At 73.3% G+C, this 20,569-nt stretch carries 20 protein-coding genes; 9 read left to right on the forward strand and 11 right to left on the reverse strand.

The window, feature by feature from the left end:
* Positions 1-50 precede the first annotated feature (50 nt).
* On the reverse strand, positions 51-776 hold the full coding sequence (locus tag K4B79_RS17315) for a hypothetical protein (protein WP_232027503.1): 726 nt from the start codon (positions 774-776) through the stop codon (positions 51-53).
* 1 nt (position 777) lies between these two features.
* On the reverse strand, positions 778-1,305 hold the full coding sequence (locus tag K4B79_RS17320; RefSeq protein ID WP_232027504.1) for an RNA polymerase sigma factor: 528 nt from the start codon (positions 1,303-1,305) through the stop codon (positions 778-780).
* Between the two features lie 307 nt (positions 1,306-1,612).
* Here K4B79_RS17320 and K4B79_RS17325 point away from each other — a divergent pair, with 307 nt between their 5' ends.
* Positions 1,613-2,629, forward strand: a complete 1,017-nt coding sequence (locus K4B79_RS17325) for an aspartate-semialdehyde dehydrogenase (protein WP_232027506.1) — start codon at positions 1,613-1,615, stop codon at positions 2,627-2,629.
* 19 nt (positions 2,630-2,648) lie between these two features.
* Here K4B79_RS17325 and K4B79_RS17330 read toward each other — a convergent pair whose 3' ends face one another.
* A complete protein-coding gene (locus K4B79_RS17330; protein ID WP_232027508.1) occupies positions 2,649-3,131 on the reverse strand; it encodes a DUF1203 domain-containing protein in 483 nt (160 codons plus the stop codon).
* Between the two features lie 112 nt (positions 3,132-3,243).
* Between K4B79_RS17330 and pepN the strand changes: the two genes are divergently transcribed.
* Positions 3,244-5,832, forward strand: a complete 2,589-nt coding sequence (gene pepN / locus K4B79_RS17335; RefSeq protein WP_232027510.1) for an aminopeptidase N — start codon at positions 3,244-3,246, stop codon at positions 5,830-5,832.
* Between the two features lie 72 nt (positions 5,833-5,904).
* Here the strand turns inward: pepN and K4B79_RS17340 are convergent, their stop codons facing one another.
* The 3 genes from K4B79_RS17340 to K4B79_RS17350 all read right to left on the reverse strand — a co-directional run bounded on the left by K4B79_RS17340 (position 5,905) and on the right by K4B79_RS17350 (position 9,092).
* A complete protein-coding gene (locus K4B79_RS17340; RefSeq protein ID WP_232027511.1) occupies positions 5,905-6,663 on the reverse strand; it encodes an SDR family NAD(P)-dependent oxidoreductase in 759 nt (252 codons plus the stop codon).
* An 85-nt stretch (positions 6,664-6,748) separates the two neighbouring features.
* Complete coding sequence (locus K4B79_RS17345) at positions 6,749-8,116, reverse strand: RNA polymerase subunit sigma-70 (protein ID WP_232027512.1); 1,368 nt, start codon at positions 8,114-8,116, stop codon at positions 6,749-6,751.
* Positions 8,117-8,156: 40 nt separating this feature from the next.
* Positions 8,157-9,092, reverse strand: a complete 936-nt coding sequence (locus K4B79_RS17350; RefSeq protein WP_232027513.1) for an EamA family transporter — start codon at positions 9,090-9,092, stop codon at positions 8,157-8,159.
* A 120-nt stretch (positions 9,093-9,212) separates the two neighbouring features.
* Here K4B79_RS17350 and K4B79_RS17355 point away from each other — a divergent pair, with 120 nt between their 5' ends.
* Complete coding sequence (locus K4B79_RS17355; protein WP_232027514.1) at positions 9,213-9,713, forward strand: MarR family winged helix-turn-helix transcriptional regulator; 501 nt, start codon at positions 9,213-9,215, stop codon at positions 9,711-9,713.
* Between the two features lie 22 nt (positions 9,714-9,735).
* Here K4B79_RS17355 and K4B79_RS17360 read toward each other — a convergent pair whose 3' ends face one another.
* Positions 9,736-11,187: an FAD-dependent monooxygenase gene (locus K4B79_RS17360; protein ID WP_232027515.1), complete on the reverse strand. Its 1,452-nt coding sequence runs from the start codon at positions 11,185-11,187 to the stop codon at positions 9,736-9,738.
* Positions 11,188-11,342: 155 nt separating this feature from the next.
* On the opposite strand from K4B79_RS17360, the gene K4B79_RS17365 reads away from it, so the two are divergent.
* On the forward strand, positions 11,343-11,945 hold the full coding sequence (locus tag K4B79_RS17365) for a TetR/AcrR family transcriptional regulator (RefSeq protein WP_232027516.1): 603 nt from the start codon (positions 11,343-11,345) through the stop codon (positions 11,943-11,945).
* Positions 11,946-12,107: 162 nt separating this feature from the next.
* Here K4B79_RS17365 and K4B79_RS17370 read toward each other — a convergent pair whose 3' ends face one another.
* The 3 genes from K4B79_RS17370 to K4B79_RS17380 form a co-directional block, all read right to left on the reverse strand.
* Positions 12,108-12,407, reverse strand: a complete 300-nt coding sequence (locus tag K4B79_RS17370) for a hypothetical protein (protein WP_232027518.1) — start codon at positions 12,405-12,407, stop codon at positions 12,108-12,110.
* A 127-nt stretch (positions 12,408-12,534) separates the two neighbouring features.
* Positions 12,535-14,628, reverse strand: coding sequence for a 4-alpha-glucanotransferase (malQ, locus tag K4B79_RS17375; RefSeq protein ID WP_232027520.1), 2,094 nt, complete (start codon positions 14,626-14,628; stop codon positions 12,535-12,537).
* A gap of 94 nt (positions 14,629-14,722) precedes the next feature.
* Positions 14,723-14,974, reverse strand: a complete 252-nt coding sequence (locus tag K4B79_RS17380) for a hypothetical protein (RefSeq protein WP_232027522.1) — start codon at positions 14,972-14,974, stop codon at positions 14,723-14,725.
* Between the two features lie 240 nt (positions 14,975-15,214).
* On the opposite strand from K4B79_RS17380, the gene K4B79_RS17385 reads away from it, so the two are divergent.
* The 5 genes from K4B79_RS17385 to K4B79_RS17405 are packed head-to-tail and all read left to right on the forward strand — an operon-like array spanning position 15,215 to position 19,599.
* Entirely contained in the window at positions 15,215-15,820 is a 606-nt protein-coding gene (locus tag K4B79_RS17385) for an RNA polymerase sigma factor (protein WP_232027524.1), read from the forward strand.
* A complete protein-coding gene (locus K4B79_RS17390) occupies positions 15,817-16,821 on the forward strand; it encodes a zf-HC2 domain-containing protein (protein WP_232027526.1) in 1,005 nt (334 codons plus the stop codon). Before K4B79_RS17385 ends, K4B79_RS17390 begins: the two co-directional genes overlap by 4 nt.
* 47 nt (positions 16,822-16,868) lie before the next feature.
* Entirely contained in the window at positions 16,869-17,657 is a 789-nt protein-coding gene (locus K4B79_RS17395; protein WP_232027528.1) for an ABC transporter ATP-binding protein, read from the forward strand.
* Entirely contained in the window at positions 17,654-18,982 is a 1,329-nt protein-coding gene (locus tag K4B79_RS17400; protein ID WP_232027530.1) for a hypothetical protein, read from the forward strand. Before K4B79_RS17395 ends, K4B79_RS17400 begins: the two co-directional genes overlap by 4 nt.
* Entirely contained in the window at positions 18,979-19,599 is a 621-nt protein-coding gene (locus tag K4B79_RS17405) for a hypothetical protein (RefSeq protein WP_232027531.1), read from the forward strand. The genes K4B79_RS17400 and K4B79_RS17405 overlap by 4 nt, the downstream gene beginning before the upstream one ends.
* A 130-nt stretch (positions 19,600-19,729) precedes the next feature.
* On the opposite strand, the gene K4B79_RS17410 is transcribed toward K4B79_RS17405, so the two are convergent.
* Complete coding sequence (locus K4B79_RS17410; protein WP_030044337.1) at positions 19,730-20,266, reverse strand: HNH endonuclease; 537 nt, start codon at positions 20,264-20,266, stop codon at positions 19,730-19,732.
* Positions 20,267-20,569: the final 303 nt, after the last annotated feature.

Genomic DNA, 20,569 nt, shown 5'->3' on the forward strand with positions numbered 1-20,569 from the left:
GTCGTTCCTACGGTGGTGAGGGCGGGCGTCCGTGCGGGCGCCCGCCCTTCTCATTGCCCGCAGGTCAGTCCACGTGACTCGGGCAGCGAGGCGATCACCCTGACCCGGTCCCGGGCGACCGCCTTCTCGCCCACGGCCCAGTAGTCGGCCTGGCCGGACTCCCGCACTCCGATCAGCACGGGGTCGCCCTTGCGGAGGGGGGTGACGCTGTACCGGTCGATCACATGGGTGAGGTCGGCGGCGCCGCCCTTGTCCGGCTTGAAGTAGCGGACCACGTGCACGGTGATCCGGAGCTGCTCGGTGCCGGGGATCGGCTCGACCTCGGTGACCGTGGCCTCGGCGACGAGGACGGTGCAGGCCAGGTAGCGGGGACTGCCGTAGAGGAGTCCGCCGTCCTCCTGCTTGCTGCCCGCGTCGGCGCTGTCGCTGGAGCTCAGGGCGTCGCCGCCGCCCTGCGCGACCAGCCACCCCATACCGGCGATCACGCTGATGACGGCGGCCGCCACCAGTGTGGCGAAGGCGACGGTACGTGCCCGGCGGCGGGTGCGCGGCGGTCGCAGGGGGACGGGCCCGGGGGCCTCGGCGGGCGGCCGGGGGTCGGCGAGGGCGTTCCCGATGATGCCCAACTGCTCGCGCAGCAGGGCGAGATCGGCCTGGGCGGCCCGGTGCTCGGCCAGGAAGGCGGGGTCCTCGCGGGCCGCGTCCGGCAGCGGGTCGTCGGTGAGCGCGGCCATCAGCGCGTCGGCGCCGTCGTACGCGTCGCGTCCGGCGGTCATGTCACACCACCTCGTCCTCGTGCAGGCGGGCGCGCAGGGCCCGCACCGCCGTGTGCAGCCGGCTCTTGACGGTGCCCTCGGGGATGCCGAGCTCCTCGGCGATCCCGCGCACCGGGAGGTCGGCGTAGAACCGCAGGACGAGGACCTGGCGCTGGGCGTCGGGCAGCTCGTCCAGGCCTCGCGCGACGGCGAGGGAGAGCAGGCTGGTGTCCTCGCCGGAGGGGTGCTCCGACTGCCTGAGCGCGGCCAGCCGCTCCCCCAGCCGCTCCTGGCGGCGCTTGGCGCGGTGCCAGTCCATGGCCAGGTTGGAGGCGACGACCGCCGCCCACGCGGACACGTCACGCGGCGCCTCGGCCCCGCGGGCCGCCCGCTCCAGCAAGCGCAGGCGGACCTGCTGCACCCCGTCCGGCAGGTCCGCCTGCGGCACCCCGCCCAGGGCGAGCACCGCCCGCACCCGGTTCTCCTGGGCCGCGTCCAGGGGATCCTCGTGCACGTCCCCCTGTCCGCGGCGGGTCCTTCTGCGCAGCACAGCCACCCCTCCCCCTCCGCGTTTCCCCTATGACGCCGGTGGGGGCGGAAACGTTCGGCTCGGTCTCCGGGGATTCGTGCGGAGGCGTACGTCACACCGTCACGCGGTGCAGCACAGCTTCCGGCAGGACGTGACCGTAGGGCGAATTTCTCCAGTTCAGAAGGGGTGCGGCGGAATTTCCGCAACCAACGGTCGCGGCCGGGCGTCCCGGTCCCCGGGCATGAAGCGCAAAGAAGTGGACAGGTGGACCCGGGTCGGCCGCATGATGGAAACGCCGGACACAGGAACACCACGCAAGGGAGACGTCGTGAGGGTCGGAATCGTCGGAGCCACCGGTCAGGTCGGCACGGTCATGCGCAGGATCCTCACGGAGCGGAACTTCCCCGTGACGGAGCTGCGTCTGTTCGCCTCGGCGCGGTCGGCGGGGACGGTCCTGGACGGCGTGACGGTCGAGGACGCGACCACCGCCGACTACACCGGCCTGGACATCGTGCTGTTCTCCGCGGGCGGCTCCACGTCGAAGGCGCTGGCCGAGAAGGTCGCCTCCCAGGGCGCGGTCGTGATCGACAACTCGTCGGCGTGGCGGCGGGACCCGGACGTACCCCTGGTCGTGTCCGAGGTGAACCCGCACGCGATCGCCTCCCGCCCCAAGGGCATCATCGCCAACCCGAACTGCACGACGATGGCCGCGATGCCGGTCCTGAAGCCGCTGCACGCCGAGGCCGGTCTCGAAGCGCTCGTCGTCGCCACCTACCAGGCCGTCTCCGGCTCCGGTCTGGCCGGTGTGGACGAGCTGTTCGAGCAGGTCAAGAAGGTCGGCGACGACGCGCCGAAGCTGACCCACGACGGTTCGGCGGTGGAGTTCCCCGCGCCGGACAAGTACGTCGCCCCGATCGCGTACAACGTGCTGCCGCTGGCCGGCTCGATCGTCGACGACGGCCTGAACGAGACCGACGAGGAGCAGAAGCTCCGCCACGAGTCCCGCAAGATCCTGGAGATCCCCGGGCTGAAGGTCTCCGGCACCTGCGTCCGCGTCCCCGTCTTCTCGGGCCACTCCCTCCAGGTCAACGCCCGCTTCGCCCGCCCGATCAGCGTCGAGCGCGCCAAGGAGCTCCTCGGCGGCGCCCCCGGTGTCGCGGTCACCGAGGTCCCGACCCCGCTCCAGGCGGCCGGGCAGGACCCCTCCTACGTCGGCCGCATCCGCGCCGACGAGACCGTCGACAACGGCCTCGCCTTCTTCGTCTCCAACGACAACCTCCGCAAGGGCGCCGCGCTGAACGCGGTGCAGATCGCGGAGCTGGTGGCGGCGGAACTCAAGGGCTGACGCCTGGCGGGCTCCGGCGTCAGGCCCTGCGCACCTCGTAGAGGAAACAGCCGTACTCGACGGCCCGGACGTGGACGAGCGCCACGGACGGGTCGTCGAAGGCGTTCCGGAGGGCGGCGCGGAAGGCCTCGTCGCCGGGTGCCTCCACCAGCTCTCCGCCCAGGATGTGGCCGTCGGCCGAGTAGCGGCGGACCGTGCGGTGGGAGTTCGTGAAGGGCAGCCGGTCGCTGTCCGGGCCCGGACAGTCCTCGGCGTGGATGAAGACCGGGCCCTGTTCGTCGTAGGCCCTCGGATCGGCGCCCGTCTCCGCGGCCCAGCGGCGCAGGGGGGCGTAGGAGACGAGGGTGATCCGCTCGCCCGGCTCGCTGTGGCGCAGGCAGCATCTCAGGGGCGATCCGCCCTCCTCGTCCGTCACGGGAACCATTCGGCGTCCCGCGTCGTCAGCGGAGCGGAGTTCTTTCAGGACCGTCGGTTCGACGGGGCGTGGGAAGTAGGTCGTCATGGCCTCAGACTCGCCCGTGTCCGCCCCGCCCACCGGCGGGAAACGGACATCGCGCCGGCCGTGGGTCCCATGGAAGGATGGCCGAACCGACACATATCGAGGAGATGACCGCGTGCCTGGCACAAACCTGACTCGCGAAGAGGCACAGCAGCGGGCGAAGCTGCTCACCGTTGACTCGTACGAGATCGATCTCGACCTCTCCGGGGCGCAGGAGGGCGGTACCTACCGGTCCGTGACCACGGTGCGCTTCGACGTCGCGGAGAGCGGCGCGGAGGGCGGCGCGGCTTCCTTCATCGACCTGGTGGCGCCGACCGTTCACGAGATCACGCTCAACGGCGACCAGCTCGACCCGGCGGAGCTCTTCGCGGACTCCCGCATCGCGCTGCCCGGCCTGCTGGCGGGCCGCAACATCCTGCGGGTCGTCGCGGACTGCGCGTACACCAACACCGGCGAGGGGCTGCACCGGTTCGTCGACCCGGTCGACAACCAGGCCTACCTCTACACCCAGTTCGAGGTCCCGGACGCCCGCCGCGTCTTCGCGAGCTTCGAGCAGCCGGACCTGAAGGCCACGTTCCAGTTCACCGTGAAGGCCCCCGACGGCTGGACGGTCATCTCCAACTCCCCGACGCCCGAACCCAAGGACAACGTCTGGGAGTTCGAGCCGACCCCGCGCATCTCGACGTACATCACGGCCCTGATCGTGGGCCCGTACCACAGCGTCCACAGCGTGTACGAGAAGGACGGGCAGAGCGTCCCACTGGGCATCTACTGCCGTCCGTCCCTCGCCGAGCACCTCGACTCGGACGCCATCTTCGAGGTGACCCGGCAGGGCTTCGAGTGGTTCCAGGAGAAGTTCGACTACGCGTACCCGTTCAAGAAGTACGACCAGCTGTTCGTGCCGGAGTTCAACGCGGGCGCCATGGAGAACGCGGGCGCGGTGACCATCCGCGACCAGTACGTCTTCCGGTCCAAGGTGACGGACGCCGCGTACGAGGTGCGCGCGGAGACCATCCTGCACGAGCTGGCCCACATGTGGTTCGGCGACCTCGTGACCATGGAGTGGTGGAACGACCTGTGGCTGAACGAGTCGTTCGCCACCTACACCTCCATCGCCTGCCAGGCGGCCCACCCCGAGTCGCGCTGGCCGCACTCGTGGACCACGTTCGCCAACTCCATGAAGACCTGGGCGTACCGGCAGGACCAACTGCCCTCCACGCACCCGATCATGGCCGAGATCCGCGACCTGGACGACGTGCTCGTCAACTTCGACGGCATCACGTACGCCAAGGGCGCCTCCGTGCTCAAGCAGCTCGTCGCCTACGTCGGCGAGGACGAGTTCTTCGCGGGCGTGCAGGCGTACTTCAAGGCGCACGCGTTCGGCAACACGCGCCTGAGCGACCTCCTCGGCGCCCTGGAGAAGACCTCGGGGCGTGACCTGAAGGCCTGGTCGAAGAAGTGGCTGGAGACGGCCGGCATCAACGTGCTCCGCCCGGAGATCGAGACGGACGCGAACGGCGTCGTCACCTCCTTCGCCATCCGCCAGGAGGCCCCCGCCCTGCCGACCGGCGCCAAGGGCGAGCCCACGCTCCGCCCGCACCGCATCGCCGTCGGCCTGTACGAGCTGGACGACGACAGCGGCAAGCTGGTCCGCGACGAGCGCATCGAGCTGGACGTGGAGGGCGAACTGACGGCCGTACCGCAGCTGGTCGGCAGGCGCCGCCCCGCGGTGGTGCTGCTCAACGACGACGACCTGTCGTACGCCAAGGTCCGCCTGGACGAGCAGTCGCTGGCCTTCGTGACGGAGCACCTCGGCGACTTCGAGTCCTCCCTCCCCCGCGCCCTGTGCTGGGCCTCGGCCTGGGACATGACCCGGGACGCGGAACTCGCGACCCGCGACTACCTCTCCCTCGTGCTGTCGGGCATCGGCAAGGAGTCCGACATCGGTGTGGTGCAGTCGCTGCACCGCCAGGTGAAGCTGGCGATCGAGCTGTACGCCGCCCCGGCCTCCCGTGAGGCCCTGCTGACCCGCTGGACGGACGCCACGCTGGCCCATCTGCGGTCCGCGGCCGCGGGCAGCGACCACCAGCTGGCCTGGGCGCGCGCGTTCGCGGCGACCGCCCGGACGCCGGAGCAGCTGGACCTCCTGGAGGCCCTGCTGGACGGCTCGCAGACCATCGAGGGCCTGGCCGTCGACACGGAGCTGCGCTGGTCGTTCGTGCAGCGGCTGGCCACAGTGGGCCGCTACGACGAGGCCGAGATCGCCGGCGAGTACGAGCGCGACAAGACCGCCGCCGGCGAGCGGCACGCGGCCACCGCCCGGGCCTCCCGCCCGACCGAGGAGGCCAAGGCGGAGGCGTGGGCGTCGGTCGTGGAGTCCGACAAGCTCCCGAACGCCGTCCAGGAAGCCGTCATCGGCGGGTTCGTCCAGACCGACCAGCGTGAGCTGCTGGCCTCCTACACCGACAAGTACTTCGCGGTGGTCAAGGAGATCTGGGACGCCCGCTCCCACGAGATCGCCCAGCAGATCGCGGTCGGCCTCTACCCGACGATCCAGGTCTCCGAGGAGACCCTCGCCAAGACGGACGCCTGGCTGGCCTCCGCCGAGCCCAACGCGGCCCTGCGCCGCCTGGTCTCGGAGTCCCGCGCGGGCGTGGAGCGCGCGCTGAGGGCCCAGGCGGCGGACGCGGCGGCGGGCGAGTAGCCGTCCCTGCGACGCCTCTACGGCGATGGGGGCGTCCGGCATCGTGCCGGGCGCCCCCTTTTCCGTTCGGTTTCAGCGCACCACCATCCCGCCCGTGACGTTGACGAAGGTGCCGGTGATGCCGGCCGCGTGGTCGGAGGCGAGGAAGACGGCCGTGGCGACGACCTCGGCGAGGGTGGGGCTGCGCCGGATCATGCGCATCCCGGCGAGGTGGTCGAGGATGCCCTGGACGGCGGCCTCGCTGATGGCGGGGTCGACCGCGGCGAGCTTCTCGTGGGTCAGCGTCTCGGGCACCCCGGCCGCCCACAGGCCCACCGCCCGCACCCCGCGCGGTCCGAGCTCCGCCGCGAGATTGCGGACGAGCGTGTCGACGGCCGCGTCCGCCGGTCCCGTCCCGCCCATCATCGGACTGCCGTGCGCGGAGGCGCTGTTGAGGGTGAGGAGGACACCGGAGCCGCGCTCGGCCATGCGGCGGCCGGCGGCCCGGGCGGTGATGAAGTTGGCCCGGGCACCGTTGATCACCGGCCGCAGGAAGTCGTCCACGGCCAGGTCGGTGAGCGGGGTGCCCTGCACGTCCCCGCGGCTGACGAGGTTGAAGGAGATGTCGACGTCGCCGACGGAGGCGAGGTGGTCCTCCACGGCCGCCTCGTCCAGCGCGTCCACCACGGCCACCTCGGCGCCCTCGAGGCCGGCGGCCGCCGCCTCCAGCGTCGTACGGGTGCGGCCCACGAGGTGCACCCGCGCACCCTCCTCGGCGAAGGCACGGGCGACCGCGCCGCCGATCGATCCGCCGGCGCCGTAGATGACCGCGGTCCTGTCGGTGAACAGCATGGTGAACTCCTGGGAAGTGAGTCGTACGTCGAACGGGACATCCATGCAGACGTACGGCCCCCCGGATGCTCATCACCCGGCCGTCTCACAGCCGCAGCGGCAGCCCGAACGCCGGGAACAGGTGCGGCTCGAAGGACGTGATCTCCGCGATGCGGTCCTCACCGGCGGCGAAGCGCAGCACGTCCAGTACCTGGGCGCGGTGGACGCTCGTACCGGGCCTGCGGATGTAGTGGCCGACCGCCAACTGGCCGTTGGCGCGGGCGGGCAGGCTCCGCCAGTGCCCGATAAACATCGGGGAGGCCGGATCGAGGCTGACCCGGACGAAGTCCACGAGCGCGTCCCGGCCGACGAACCAGAACGGGTTCGGCGGCATGGTCAGGGTCACGTCCTCCGTCAGCAGCGCGGCCATCGCGTCGAAGTCGAGACGTCCGACGGCGGCCATGTACCGCTCCAGCACGGCCCGTTGGCCCTCGGTGGGCTCGCCCGCCCGCCAGTCGGCACGCTCCCGGGGCAGGTGCTCGCGCAGCACGGGCCGGGCTCGTTGGAGGGCGCTGTTCACCGAGGCCACGCTCGTCCCCAGGGCCTCGGCCGTCTCGGCGGCGGTCAGCCCGAGCACGTCCCGCAGGATCAGCACGGCACGCCGGCGGGGCGGGAGGTGCTGGATCGCGGCGAGGAAGACCAGCTCCAGCGTCTCCCGGGACAGGGCCGCGGTCTCCGGCTGCTCCGGCGCCTCCACGACGGGCAGCTCGTCGTCGGGATAGGGCTGCAACCAGGTGATGCGGGCGGGTGGTTCGCCCTCGCCGTGGTTCATCCCGGGGATCGGCTCGTACCGCCGCGGCCTGCGCGCGGTCCTGCGCTGGAAGTCCAGGCAGGCGTTGGTGGCGATCCGGTACAGCCAGGTCCGCGCACTCGCCCGCCCCTGGAACCCGTCCCGCGCCCGCCAGGCCCGCAGGAACGTCTCCTGCACCAGGTCCTCGGCCTCGTCGTAGGAGCCGGTCATGCGGTAGCAGTGCACCTGGATCTCACGGCGGTGCCGTTCGGTGAGGGCGGCGAAGTCGGTCTCGGTGAGTTCCGTAACACCGGCAGGGGCTTCCGTGACGCCATCCGGCACTTCCGTCACGGCAGCCTGGGCTTCCGTAACGGAGGTGGGTGTTACGGAATCCTCCGCCGTGTCCCGTGCCGTCCGGGCGACCCGTCTGAGCCGGGCGACGGAGGCCGACAGCTCGGTGACCGTGTCGTAGAGGACGGCCGGCGGCTGCGGCACCAACCGCCCGGCCCGCCGCCCGATGTCCTCGATCAGCTCCCGCACTCCCCCGCCCGCGACCGGCTCCCGCCGCTCCCGGTACGCCTTCTGCCGGCAGGCGGCCGAGCAGTACACGGAGCTGCGTCCGGTACGGCCGGCCCGCGCGGGGAGCGGTCGTCCGCACACCGGACAGCTGTCTGGGCCACCCATGAGCGCCTCCGGGAGTTGCGTAACACGGGACGGTGTGACGCTACCGCCGCAGCGCCCCGTCCATCCGGTCCGTCGCGTCTTTCCGAGCCGCCCTTCCGGCGACGGTGAACGACCGGCCCGGCACCGCCCGCTGTCCGAGCTGTCCCGCCACCGTCGCCGCGAACGCCAGGGCCATGCCCGCCACCTGGACCGGTGTCAGTGCCTGGCCGAGGGCCGCCCAGCCGACCACCGCGGCGGTCAGGGGCGAGAGCGGGCCGAGGAAGGTGACCTGGGTGGCGGTGAGGCGGCCGATGCCGCGGAACCAGAGCCAGTAGGCGATCGCCGTGTTGGCGAACGCGAGGTAGAGGTAGCCGCCGATCGCCCGGGTGTCCAGCGCGGGCGGCGCGCCCTCGACCAGGAGCGCGAGGGGGGCGATGAGCAGGCCGCCCGCGGTCAGTTGCCAGGCGGTGAGGGCCAGCGGGCCCACGCCCTCCGGACGTCCCCAGCGCTTGGTCAGCACGGTGCCGGCGGACATCGAGGCGGTGGAGGCGAGGGCCGCCAGCACGCCGACGGGGTCGAGCGCCCCGGCCGCCTTCAGGACCACCAGGCTCACCCCGAACGCGGCCACGAGCCCGGTCAGCACGCTCCGCGTGGTCGGCCGCTGCCCCAGCAGCAGTGCCGAGAGGCCCACGACGAACAGCGGCCCGACCGACCCGACGACCGCCGCCATCCCGCCCGGCATCCGGTACGCCGACAGGAACAGCAGCGGGAAGAAGGCGCCGATGTTGAGCGCGCCGAGCACCGCCGCCTTGCCCCACCACACGCCCTTCGGGAGCCGCCGGGCCAGGGCCAGCAGGACCAGCCCGGCGGGCAGGGCACGCATGAGCCCGGTGAACAGGGGGCGGTCGGCCGGGAGGAACTCGGTGGTGACGGCGTAGGTGGTGCCCCAGGAGACGGGGGCGAGGGCGGTGAGCAGGATGATCGCGGGCCGTTTCATGACCGGCACCCCTCCGTGAAGTAGCTTGGCGATGATTAGCTTAGCGCTAAGCAACTTGCAGTCAAGCTACTCTCTCGTCACTTTCTTGCAGGCGTCCGGAACGGGGCGGATACTCGTCCCATGAGTGCGCAGCGCAAGGACGAGGTCGACGCGATCATCGAGCAGTGGGCGGCCGTGCGGCCGGACCTGGACACCGCCGCGATGGAGGTCTTCGGCCGGATCTACCGGCTCTCCCGCGCGATGAGCGACCGCACCGAGAAGGCCTACGCGCCTCTCGGCCTCTCCCGCGGCGAGTTCGACGTGCTGGCCACCCTGCGCCGGTCCGGCGAGCCGTACACCCTCTCGCCCCGCCAGCTGTCGGCGACGCTGATGCTCACCACCGGCGGGATGACCGGCCGCCTCGACAAGCTGGAACGGGCCGAACTGCTGCGCCGCTCCCCCGACCCGCACGACCGCAGGGGCCTGCAGGTGACCCTGACCGAGAAGGGACTGGAGCTGGTCGACCGCGCGGTCGGCGCGGGCCTCGCCGCCCAGACGGAGGCCCTGTCCGCCCTGAACGCCGAACAGGCCGGCCACCTGGCCGACCTGCTACGGGAGTTGCTGTCCTCGACGGAGAGGTGACACCCGCCCCGCGGCCGTGCGGTCACCCGACGTGCGCGGCGAGGGCCGCCTCGACGGCGGCCGGGTCGGCGGTGTCGGCCGCCCAGGCCACGTATCCGTCGGGGCGCACCAGGACCGTCGTTCGGCGCTCGCTCGCCCAGCGCTCCACGGCGAGGCGGTTCTCGCCGGCCCCCTGCGCGTCGTAGGACTCCGGCGTGATCAGGACGAACCGGCCGCCGCGCAGGGCCTCGTAGAGGCGGCCGCCGCCGGCGAGGGTGACGTCCGGGACACGGGTGCCGGTCAGGCGGTGGGAGCCGCGCGGGGCCGGGTAGCGGTAGCCGATGCCGGAGATCTGGGCGAGCGCCTTGCGCTGGGCGGGGCCGACCAGGTTGACGAAGGCGGTGACCAGCGCGCGTGCGGCACGCGGCACGGGACGCTGCGCCCGCGCCAGCCTGACCAGGCCCCCGCTGCTGCGCAGCACCGCCTTGCCGACCGGGTGGCGCTCGGCCTCGTAGCTGTCCAGGAGGCCTTCGGGCGCCCGGCCCCGGACGGCCGCGGCGAGCTTCCAGCCGAGGTTGGCCGCGTCCTGGAGCCCGGTGTTCATGCCCTGTCCGCCCGCCGGGGAGTGGATGTGCGCGGCGTCGCCGGCGAGGAAGACCCGGCCGACCCGGTACCGCGGCGCCTGGCGCTCGTCGCTGTGGAAGCGGGACAGCCAGCGGGCGTCATGCATGCCGTAGTCGGTGCCGAGGGCCCGGCGGGTGACCTCCTTGACCTCCTCCAGGTCGAGCGGCACGTCGTCGGCCACCTCGTGACGCCGGTTCCAGCCCATGACCCGGTACCAGCCGTCACCGAAGGAGGCGATCATCGCGAAGGCGTCGCCCGCGCCGTTGACCGTGAGCACACCCTCGGGCTCCCGCTCCAGCCGGACGTCCGCCAGGAACAGGGACTTGATGACGGAGACTCCCGGGAACGGCAGGCCGATCGCCCGGCGTACGGCGCTCTGGTGGCCGTCCGCGCCGACGACGTAGGCCGCGCGCCGGGTGGTGACCGTGCCGTCCGCGCCCCGTACGTCCAGGTCGACGCCGTCGTCGTCCTGGCGCAGCCCGACGACCTCGCTCTCGTGGGCGAACTCGACGCCCGCCTCGCGCGCCCGCCGCTCCAGCAGCCGTTCGACCTCGTACTGCGGGGTGATGAGCAGGAAGGGGAAGCGGGACGGCAGCGTGCCGAGGTCGAGGGAGAGGCGCCGGAAGAGCCGCAGCCCGGTGATGGTGTCGCCGGTGGCCAGCAGCGGGTCGGCGAGGCCGCGGGCGTCCAGCTGCTCCAGGGTGCGGGCGTGGACACCGAAGGCGCGGGAGAGGTTGCTGATCTTGTGGGGGCGCTTCTCCACGACGGTGACGGGGACGCCGGCGGTGGCGAGGTCACCGGCCAGCAGCAGGCCGGTGGGGCCGGAGCCGACGACGATCACGGGGGCGAGGTCGGTGCGGGTGCCGTTCATGGGGGCCTCCTGGTACCAACGGGTGTTTGCCAACGGATGTTTGCCAACGCTTGTTGACGAACTTAGGGCTATCGAGAGCCAGAGTCAACAGCTGTTGGCAAACACTTGTTGGCAAACACTTGTTGGCACACGTGCGTTGGCCTACGCTTGTTGGCATGAACGGCCCTGACAGCAGCAGCCCCTCACCCGCATCCGGTTCCGGCACCCGGCGCCGGTCCGACGACACCCGTGACGCGATCCTGGCCGCGGCCCGCGAGCGGTTCGCCGCCGAAGGGTACGAGCGGGCCACCATCCGCGCGATCGCCAAGGACGCGGCCATCGACCCGTCGATGGTGATGCGCTACTACGGCAACAAGGAGGGCCTGTTCGCGGCCGCCGTGGCCGTGGATCTGGCCATGCCGGACCTGGGTCCGCTGCCCCGGCAGGACGTGGGCCGGGTGCTGGTGACGCACTTCCTCGGCATGTGGGAGGAGAACGAGGTGCTGACCGCCCTGCTGCGGGTCGGTGCGACCAACCAGGCGGGGGCGGAGCGGATGCAGGGCATCTTCCGCGACCAGGTGATGCCGATCGCCCGGCAGGTGTGCCCGGATCCCGAGCAGGTGCCGGCGCGGGCCGCGCTCACGGCGACCCAGTTGCTCGGGCTCGCGCTGACCCGGTACGTGCTGCGGTTCCCGCCGGTCGTGGCACTGGCCCGGGAGGAGGTCGTGGCGTGGCTGGCGCCGACGGTGCAGCGGTATCTGACCGCGCCGAGTCCCTGAGCGGCGTCGCCGCCCCCCCCTTGAGCGGCCCCGGAGGGCCTGCCGGACACGGACGCGGACGCGTCGAGGGCGCCGGCCTCGCGGCACGTACGGCTGGCGCGGGTACGTGCGGCGGGGCCGGCGCCCTCGGTGAAGAGTGCGTGCCGGGCGGTCGGCGGGCCGTCAGGCCTTGGAGCCGACCTCGGTCTTGGTCTTGGCCTTGGTCTTCGCCTTGGTACCGGGGACGTTGACCCGGTGGGAGGGGTGCGACTTGTCCAGGACCAGCACCAGACCGGCGATGACCGCGAACAGGGCGATCGGGGCGACGACGAAGAGGCCCAGCGTCTCGATCACGCTCAGGCCCTTGCCGGGGTCGTCGCCGTCGTCGCGGGTGAGCGCGAGCGCGGGGGACGACATGAGCAGCATCATCAGCGTCGTACCGGCTGCCAGGGTGCCGGCGCGCAGGGCGTTCTTCTTGTCCACGGTGCCAAAAGTATCGAATGCCGGGAGGGGGTGCGCGCCCGGGGTGCCGTATGAGGTGCCCTCGGCCCGGCGGAGGGGGTGGGGGGAGCGACCCCAGCGGCACGACCGCCCGCGGTTCTGCCGACCGTCACCCCCCGTCCCCCCTCCCCCGCAGCACCTCCACCAGGGCGTGCACACGCGGCGACGCCGCCAGTTCCTCCAGCGTCACCGGGCGGCCCTCCGTGTCGGCGATGGGCAGGCGCCAGTTCGGGTACTGGTCCCAGGTGCCGGGGAGGTTCTGGGGACGGCGGTCGCCGAGGCCGTCGGGGAGCCAGATGCCGATGAGGCGGGCGGGAGTGCGGAGCAGGAAGCGGTGGACGGCCTGGATCTCGGCCTCCTCGGAGGAGGTGTCGATGGCGCCGCTCGTGCCGCGGAGGAGGCCGAGCCGGGCGAGGAGGTCCAGCCACTCGCCGGTGTCCGCCGCCGCCTCGGCCCGTTCCTCGTCGAGCGAGCGGGTCAACAGGCCGAGACTGTCGCGGAGTTCGACGTGCTCGCCGGTGAGGCGGGCCGCGGTGGGCGGCAGGTCGTGGGTGGTGGCGGTGGCCAGGCAGTCGGCGCGCCAGCGGTCGGGGGGCAGGGGGCGGCCGTCGCCGTCCCAGTCCCGTTCGAACCACAGGACGGACGTGCCGAGCACCCCGCGTTCGCGCAGCGTCTCGCGTACGCCGGGCTCGACCGTGCCCAGGTCCTCGCCGATGACGAGCGCGCCGGCCCGGGACGCCTCCAGGACCAGGACGGCGAGCATGGCCTCGGCGTCGTAGTGGACGTAGGTGCCCTCGGTGGGCAGGTCGCCCTGGGGGACCCACCAGAGGCGGAACAGGCCCATGACGTGGTCGATGCGCAGGGCGCCCGCGTAGCGGAACAGGGCGCGCAGGAGCTGCCGGAAGGGGGCGTAGCCGGACTCGGCGAGACGGTCGGGGCGCCAGGGCGGCAGGCCCCAGTCCTGGCCGCGGGCGTTGAAGGCGTCCGGGGGCGCGCCCACCGACATGCCCGCCGCGAAGTGGTCCTGCTGGGCCCAGGCGTCGGCGCCGTCGGGGTGGACGCCGACCGCGAGGTCATGGATCACGCCGACCGGCATGCCCGCCTCCCTCGCCGCGCGCTGGGCGGCGGTCAGCTGGGCCTCGGTGAGCCAGGCGAGACGGCAGTGGAAGTCGACGCGGTCCATCAGCTCCGAACGAGCGCGGGCCGTCTCGGGCGACCGGGGGTCGCGCAGCCCGGCCGGCCACCGCCGCCAGTCGGAGCCGTGCACCTCGGCGAGCGCGCACCAGGTGGCGTGGTCCTCCAGGGCCTGGCCCTGCTCGGCGAGGTGGTCGACGTAGGCGGCACGCCGGCCCGGGCCGAGAGGGACCTCGCGGACCAGTTCCAGCGCCTCCCGCTTGAGCTCCCACACGGCGTCCCGGTCGATCAGCGCGCCCTTCTCCAGCACCGATTCCCGCAGCCGGCCGGATCTGTCCAGCAGGGCCCGGACCCGCTCCCGGTCGCCGACGTGGGCGTACTCCGGAATGTCCTCGATCCGCAGGTGCACGGGGTCGGGGAAGCGGCGCGAGGAGGGGCGGTAGGGGGACGGGTCGGTGGGGGCGCCGGGGACGGCCGCGTGCAGCGGGTTGACCTGGACGAAGCCGGCGCCGAGGGCACGGCCGGCCCAGGAGGTCAGCTCGGCGAGGTCGCCGAGGTCGCCCATGCCCCAGGAGCGGTGCGAGAGCAGGGAGTAGAGCTGGACGAGGAGGCCGTAGGAGCGGCCGGGGGGTGCGGGCAGCCGGGGCGGGGCGACGATCAGGTGGGCCTCGGTGGTGCGGCCGTCGGTGGCGGTGGCGGTCAACCGGTGGACGCCGGGCGGGAGTTGGTCCGCGGTGGCGCGGGTCTCGCCCTGTTCGGTCACGACGCGCAGGCGGGTACCGGCCGGGAGGGCGTCGAGCGCGGCGCACGGACCGCCGCTCCAGCGGACGACCGTCGGCGGCAGCAGCCGTTCTCGCAGGTCGCGCTCCCGGGTGTCGAGCGCGGCCCGTACCCCCTCGGGGCTGCCGGCGTCGACGCCCAGGGCGGCCAGCACGCGGGTGAGGGCACCGGCCGAGGCCGCGACCGTACGGTCCGGGGAGGGGCTGTAGGAGGTGGCGACGCCGTACAGCCCGGCGAGCCGGGACAGGTCCTCGCCGGGTGGCTCGGGCTGCTGCCCGGGAGCGGTCATCCAGTGCCTGCCTTTCGGATCAGGTCGGCCGTGCGGACAGGGCTCTGGGAAGCCGTGCGGACAAGGCTCTGGGAAGAGATACCCCGATCCGGCCCTAGTGTTCCGCGGGGGCGTCGGACTCGCTGGTCAGATGGGCGGCGTCGGCGAGCGGGGGTTCGCTGGTGAGGGGTTCGGCGTCCGGGAGGGGCGGTTCGCTGGTCAGGGGCGCCTCGGCGCAGGCGCCCTCCGCGCTGAACACGCAGTAGTGCACGTCGGACGCGGCGGACGGTTCCGCCTCGGACAGGGCGGACGGGTCCGCCCAGGGTTTGGAGAGGGCCGGGAGCAGAAGGTGTGCCGATGCGGCCACGGGGGCCTCCTTGTATCGAGTACGGCGGCCTACGGCCTGTCCGGCGGATCGCGCGGGACGGCGGGACAGGCCCTTGCGGGTTGTCGAAGCCCTACCCAGCGCGCGCGACGGCAGACGTGGAGAACAGAACAACGTGCCCCGCGTCACATTTTGTTCCACCGTGGGGTGCGTGAACGGTGGGGTGCGTGAACCGGGCGGCCCGAGGCCGTCGATAGAGCGGGTGTGAGACTGTTCCGCCCCATGGGGGGCCACCGGGAGACGGACACGGCGGACGCCGAGGGCTCCGACGCGGCGCTGTTGCGGGCCGTGGCGGGCGGGGACCCGTCGGCGATGGCGGCGCTGTACGACCGGCACGCGGGGTGGCTGCACGCGCGGCTGACCCGGCGCTGCGCGGACGCCGAGGTCGTGCGCGAGGTGCTCCAGGACACGTTCGTCACCGTCTGGCGGTCGGCGGCCGGGCATCACGGCGAGGAGGCCGGCGGCTGGCTGTGGACGATCGCCGCGCGGCGCCTGGTCGACGCGCGCCGGGCCCACGAGCGCGCCACGCGGCTCCGGGCGGCGCCGATGCAGGAGCAGCACGCCCCGGCGCCCACCGCGCCCTCGGCCGAGGACCGGGTGCTGGCCGGACTGGAGTACGGCGATGTCGGCACCGCCCTCGACCGGATCTCGCCCGAGCTGCGCGAGGTGCTGCGCGCGACCGTCGTCGACGGACTGACCACCCGCGAGGCGGCCCGGCTGCTCGGCATCCCCGAGGGCACCGTCAAGTCCCGCGCCCTGCGCGCCCGCGCCGAACTCCGCGCCGCCCTCGCCCAGTTGAACCCGTCCCCGCTGGGAGGCCCGGCATGACCGACTGGCACGCCACGGACCCGCACGCCGACGACCGGCTGCACCCCACGGACCCGCACGCCGGCGACCGACCGCACTCCACCGACCCCCACACCCCCGACCCACACGCCCCCGACTGGCACGCCCCCGACGACCTCGCCTTCCGCTACGCCGACGGCTCCCTCCCGGAAGCGGACGCCTGGTCCCTGGAGAAGCACCTGGAGCACTGCACCCCTTGCGCGTCCCGCGTGTCCCGCGCGGTGCGCGAGACGGCGGCGGGGGCGGTGCTGGCGGAGGTGAGGCAGTCGGTGCTCAGGGCTGCGCCGAAGAGCGCCCGAAAGCCTGCGCCTGCGCCCGCCCCTGCGCCTTCCCCTACCCCTGCCCGCGCCCCCGCCCCTCGCCTCGCCCGCGTCCTCTGGGCCGCCGGCCCCGCCCTGCGCGGTGCCTGGCTGTCGGCCGTGCTGATCGTGGCCGTCGGGGCGGTCGTCCTGGCGTACGGGGCCGGGTACACGGGGGCGCGGCCGCTGCTGCTGGCGGTGGCGCCGGTCGTGCCGGTGATCGGGGTGGCGCTGTCCTACGGGGCGTACGCCGACCCGCTGCACGAGATCACGGCGTCGACGCCGTCCGCGGGGCTGCGGCTGGTGCTGGTGCGGGCGGCGGCCGTACTGGTGGTGAGTCTGCCGCTGCTGACGCTGGCCGGGGTGCTGGTGCCGTCGTCGGGTGCGCCGGGCGCGGCGGCATGGCTGCTGCCGGGGCTCGCGCTGACGCTGGCCTCGCTGGCCCTGGCCGGGTACGTCGGCTGCCCGGCGGCGACGGCCGTGACGGGCGGCGGCTGGCTGTGCGCGGTCCTCGCCCCGGCGCTCGCCGCTCCCGGCGGCCGTCTCACGGCACGGCTGGCCGACCAGCTCGCCACCGTCCTGGACGGGGCCCCGGCCCAGGGCGCCTGGGCGGCGGCGGCCGTCCTGAGCGCCGTCGCGCTGGCCGTCCGCCGTCCCGCCTACGACCACCTGGGCAGGCCGTGAGCGCCTCCGCGCCGCCCGCCTGCCTCCCATCCACTCCTGGAGAACCGTTGAGCACGATACGAGTGGCCGGGCTGCGCGTCCGGCACCGCAGAACCGTCGCCCTGGACTCGGTGGACCTCGACCTCGGCCCGGGGGTGCACGGTCTGCTCGGTCCGAACGGCGCCGGCAAGACCTCGCTGATCCGGGTCCTGGCCACGGTCGCCGCGCCCACCGGGGGCCGCGTGGAGCTGCTCGGGGACGACGTCCGGGACCGCCGGCACAGGTCGGCCGTACGGCGGCGGCTGGGGTATCTGCCGCAGGAGTTCGGCTACTACCCGGGGTTCACGGTGCGGGAGTTCGTGGCGTATGTGGCCTGGCTGAAGGAGATGCCCGCCGCGCAGGTCCCGGCCGCCGTGGAGCGGGCCGTGGAGCGGGTCGGTCTCGCCGAGCGGGTCGACGCGAAGGTGAAGACGCTGTCCGGCGGCATGGTCCGCCGCGTCGGCATCGCCCAGGCCATCGTCAACGAGCCCGACGTGCTGCTGCTCGACGAACCGACGGCCGGTCTCGACCCGGAGCAGCGTGTGGAGTTCCGGGCGCTGCTGCGCGAGCTGGGCACCGCCACCACGGTCGTCGTCTCCACCCACCTGGTGGAGGACGTGGCCGCGGCCTGCACGGAGGTCACGCTGGTCGAGGCGGGCCGGATCGCGTACCGCGGCACGCCCCCGGCCCTCGCCGAGCTGGGCGAGTCGGCGGGCGGTGCCGGCGACAACCCGATCGAGCGCGGCTACACGGCGGCCCTGCGCACCCACCGCGCGGCAGCCCTGGAAGAGGCAGCCCTGGAAGAGGTCGCGCGATGACCCTCGTAGCGGAGCGCACGCACGCGCCCCACCCCCTGCGCGGCGAGGTCGTGCACGGCTTCGGACCGTGGGCCGGGGCCGCCGTCCTGCTCACCCTCGCGATCGCACTGGCGGCCAGCCTGGACCAGTGGCAGGGCGGCTGGGCGGAGACCCGCGAGCAGCTGCACACCGCGGCCACTCTGCTCGGCGCCCCACTGGCCCTGGCCGCCGGTTGCCGGCACGGCGGACGCGAGCGCCGACGCCGTACCGAAGAACTGATGGCGTCGGCCGCGCGCGGCCCGCTCGCCCGGCTGCTGGCCTCCGCGCTGCCCCTGGCGCTGTGGGTGGTCGCCGGATACGCGGGCGCGGTCGTGCTCGCCTGGCTCGCCACCTGGTACTGCTCCATGGGCGACGGCCCGTACCCGGTCGCCGTCCTCACGGACGCGGTGGTCCTGGCGTCCGCCGTCCTCGTGGGCCAGGTGGTGGGGCGGCTGGTGGCGTGGCGGCTGGCGGCGCCGCTGCTGGCGGTGGGGGCGTACGCCGTCCTCGGTGTGCTGTCGTACGACGGTCAGGACGCCCTCGGCCATCTGTCGCCGGTGGTCGACGGGACGACCGACGACGTGCCGGTGTGGTGGCAGCCGGTGGCGATGACGGTGTGGACGGGCGGCCTCGCGGTCACCGCGGTGATGGCCCACGCGGCCCGCCGCCGTCGGTTCGCCGTGCTGCCGCTGGCCGCTGCGGCCGCCGCGGGCGCGTTGCTGGTGCAGACCGACAACGCCGGGCTGTGGCACACCGGCGCTCTCGCCGACCGCCAGGTGTGCGACACCTCCACCACTCCGCAGATCTGCGTCAACGCCCGCTACGGAGATCTCCTGCCGCAGGTCACGGACGCCCTGTCCGGACTCACCGGCCGTCTGGAGGGCGTACGGAACCTACCGGTCCGGTTCGAGGACCGGCCCGGCGAACCGCGTCGGGACGAGGCCCAGCTGCCGATGCTCGCGCCGATCGGCCGGAGCGTCGTACGCGGTGAACTCACCGAACCGCGGCGGTACGCGTGGGAGGCCGGGATGGCGTTGTACGGCCGGGCGTACTGCTCCGTCGAGGAGACACGGGACTGGGACCCGGTCGACAACGCCGTGGAGCACTATCTGGCACCCATTCCGAAGCAGGCGTACTTCGACGAGCAGTTGGCGGAGGGGAGCGCGGCCGACCGGGACCGCCTGGAGGCCCGGCTCGCGGCCCGCGCCCGGCTGGAGGCGATGGGCGAGGCGGAGCGCCGGGCCTGGCTGTCGGAGTACTTCGCGACGGTGGACCGGTGCGACGGGCGGGGGGTGCCGACCCTGTGACCGCTCTCCTCGGCGCACGAACCGCCACCCCGCTCGCCGGCCCGCTCCTGTACGCCCGCTCGCGTGCCGTCCCGCGCGCCCTCGTCGTGCTCCTCGCTTCGGCCGGTCTCGCGGTGTGGGCGGCGCACGGTCTGGACGCCTACGTGGATCCGTCACGCCGGGTGCCGGTGGTGGCGCTGACCCCGCTGTTCACGTCCGCGGTGATCGGGACGAGCCTGTACACCGCCTCCGACGAGCTGGACCGTACGGCGGTGCGGCCCTGGTGGCGGCTGCGGGCCGTCCATCTGCTGACCCTCTCGGCACTCACCGCGGGGCTGCTGTCCCTCGCTGTGCTGGGGCATCCGTCGGTGTTCGGTCCGCCCGCGATGGTCCGCAACACGCTCGGTACGACGGGGCTGACGGCCGCCGCGGCGGCGCTGCTCGGCGCCCGGCTGAGCTGGCTGCCGGCCTTCGCCTACGTCAGCGCGGTGTACGTGGGGGCGGCGAGCGCGCACGGACGGCTGGTCACCGTGTGGGCCTGGCCGATGCAGCCGGACGGCGGGGCGGGCGCGTGGGCGGCGGCGGCCGCCTTCGTGGTGGGCGGTGGGCTGTACGTGGTGCGAGGGGCGCGGCCCTGAGAACCCTGGGACGGCACGCTGGGACGGGCTCCCCATAGGCATGCTGAGAGGGGCTCCACGTACCGGACGTGGGCCCCTCGACGGCACCGGGTGCGCGCGGGCGGCGCCGGGTATGCGAAAGCCCGGAGTCTCAGGCGGAAATGCCGTCGATCCGGGCCAGAGCGTCGTCCGCGCCGAACGGCTGCAAGTACGGCAACCAGCGCGGGTCCCGATGGCCGGTCCCGATGATGCGCCAGGCCAGGCCGGTGGGTGGGGCGGGTTTGTGGCGCAGCCGCCAGCCGATCTCGACGAGATGACGGTCGGCCTTGACGTGGTTGCAGCGCCGGCACGAGGCGACGACGTTGTCCCAGACGTGCTTGCCCCCGCGGCTGCGCGGGATGACGTGGTCGACGCTGGTTGCGACGCCACCGCAGTACATGCACCGGCCCCCGTCACGGGCGAACAGCGCCCGCCGGGTCAGAGGAACGGGCCCCCGATAGGGAACCCGGACGAATCGCTTGAGCCGGACCACGCTGGGTGCGGGGACTGTGACGGTCGCGCTGTGCATGAAGGCGCCGGACTCCTCTAGGCACACGGCCTTGTTCTCCAGGACGAGGATGAGCGCGCGGCGGAGCGGTACGACGCCGAGCGGCTCGTACGACGCGTTGAGGACCAGGACGTGCGGCACGGATGCCTCCTTGGGCGTCGGCGGCGCGTGGCTCGCGCCGGGACGATTCGTAGTCAGTCTCCCCTCATGCCTGGTGGAAGCGCCACCATGTCCCGGTAACGGGCTGGGAGTGTTTTCGACCACATCTGCTTCATTCCCAGGATCATGAGCAGTTCATCCCACCCTTACATCCCCAGGTGGGCGCGTTCTCTCCCTCGAACATTGCAACGATCCCCACACGATGCCCCGATAGTGTGGTGGAGCTGCCCCACCGGTGACCTTTTCGTGACCTTGAAGACCGACGTACGACCGACCGACGTACGA

Source organism: Streptomyces lincolnensis (genome assembly GCF_021173675.1).
Lineage (GTDB): Bacteria > Actinomycetota > Actinomycetes > Streptomycetales > Streptomycetaceae > Streptomyces > Streptomyces lincolnensis_B.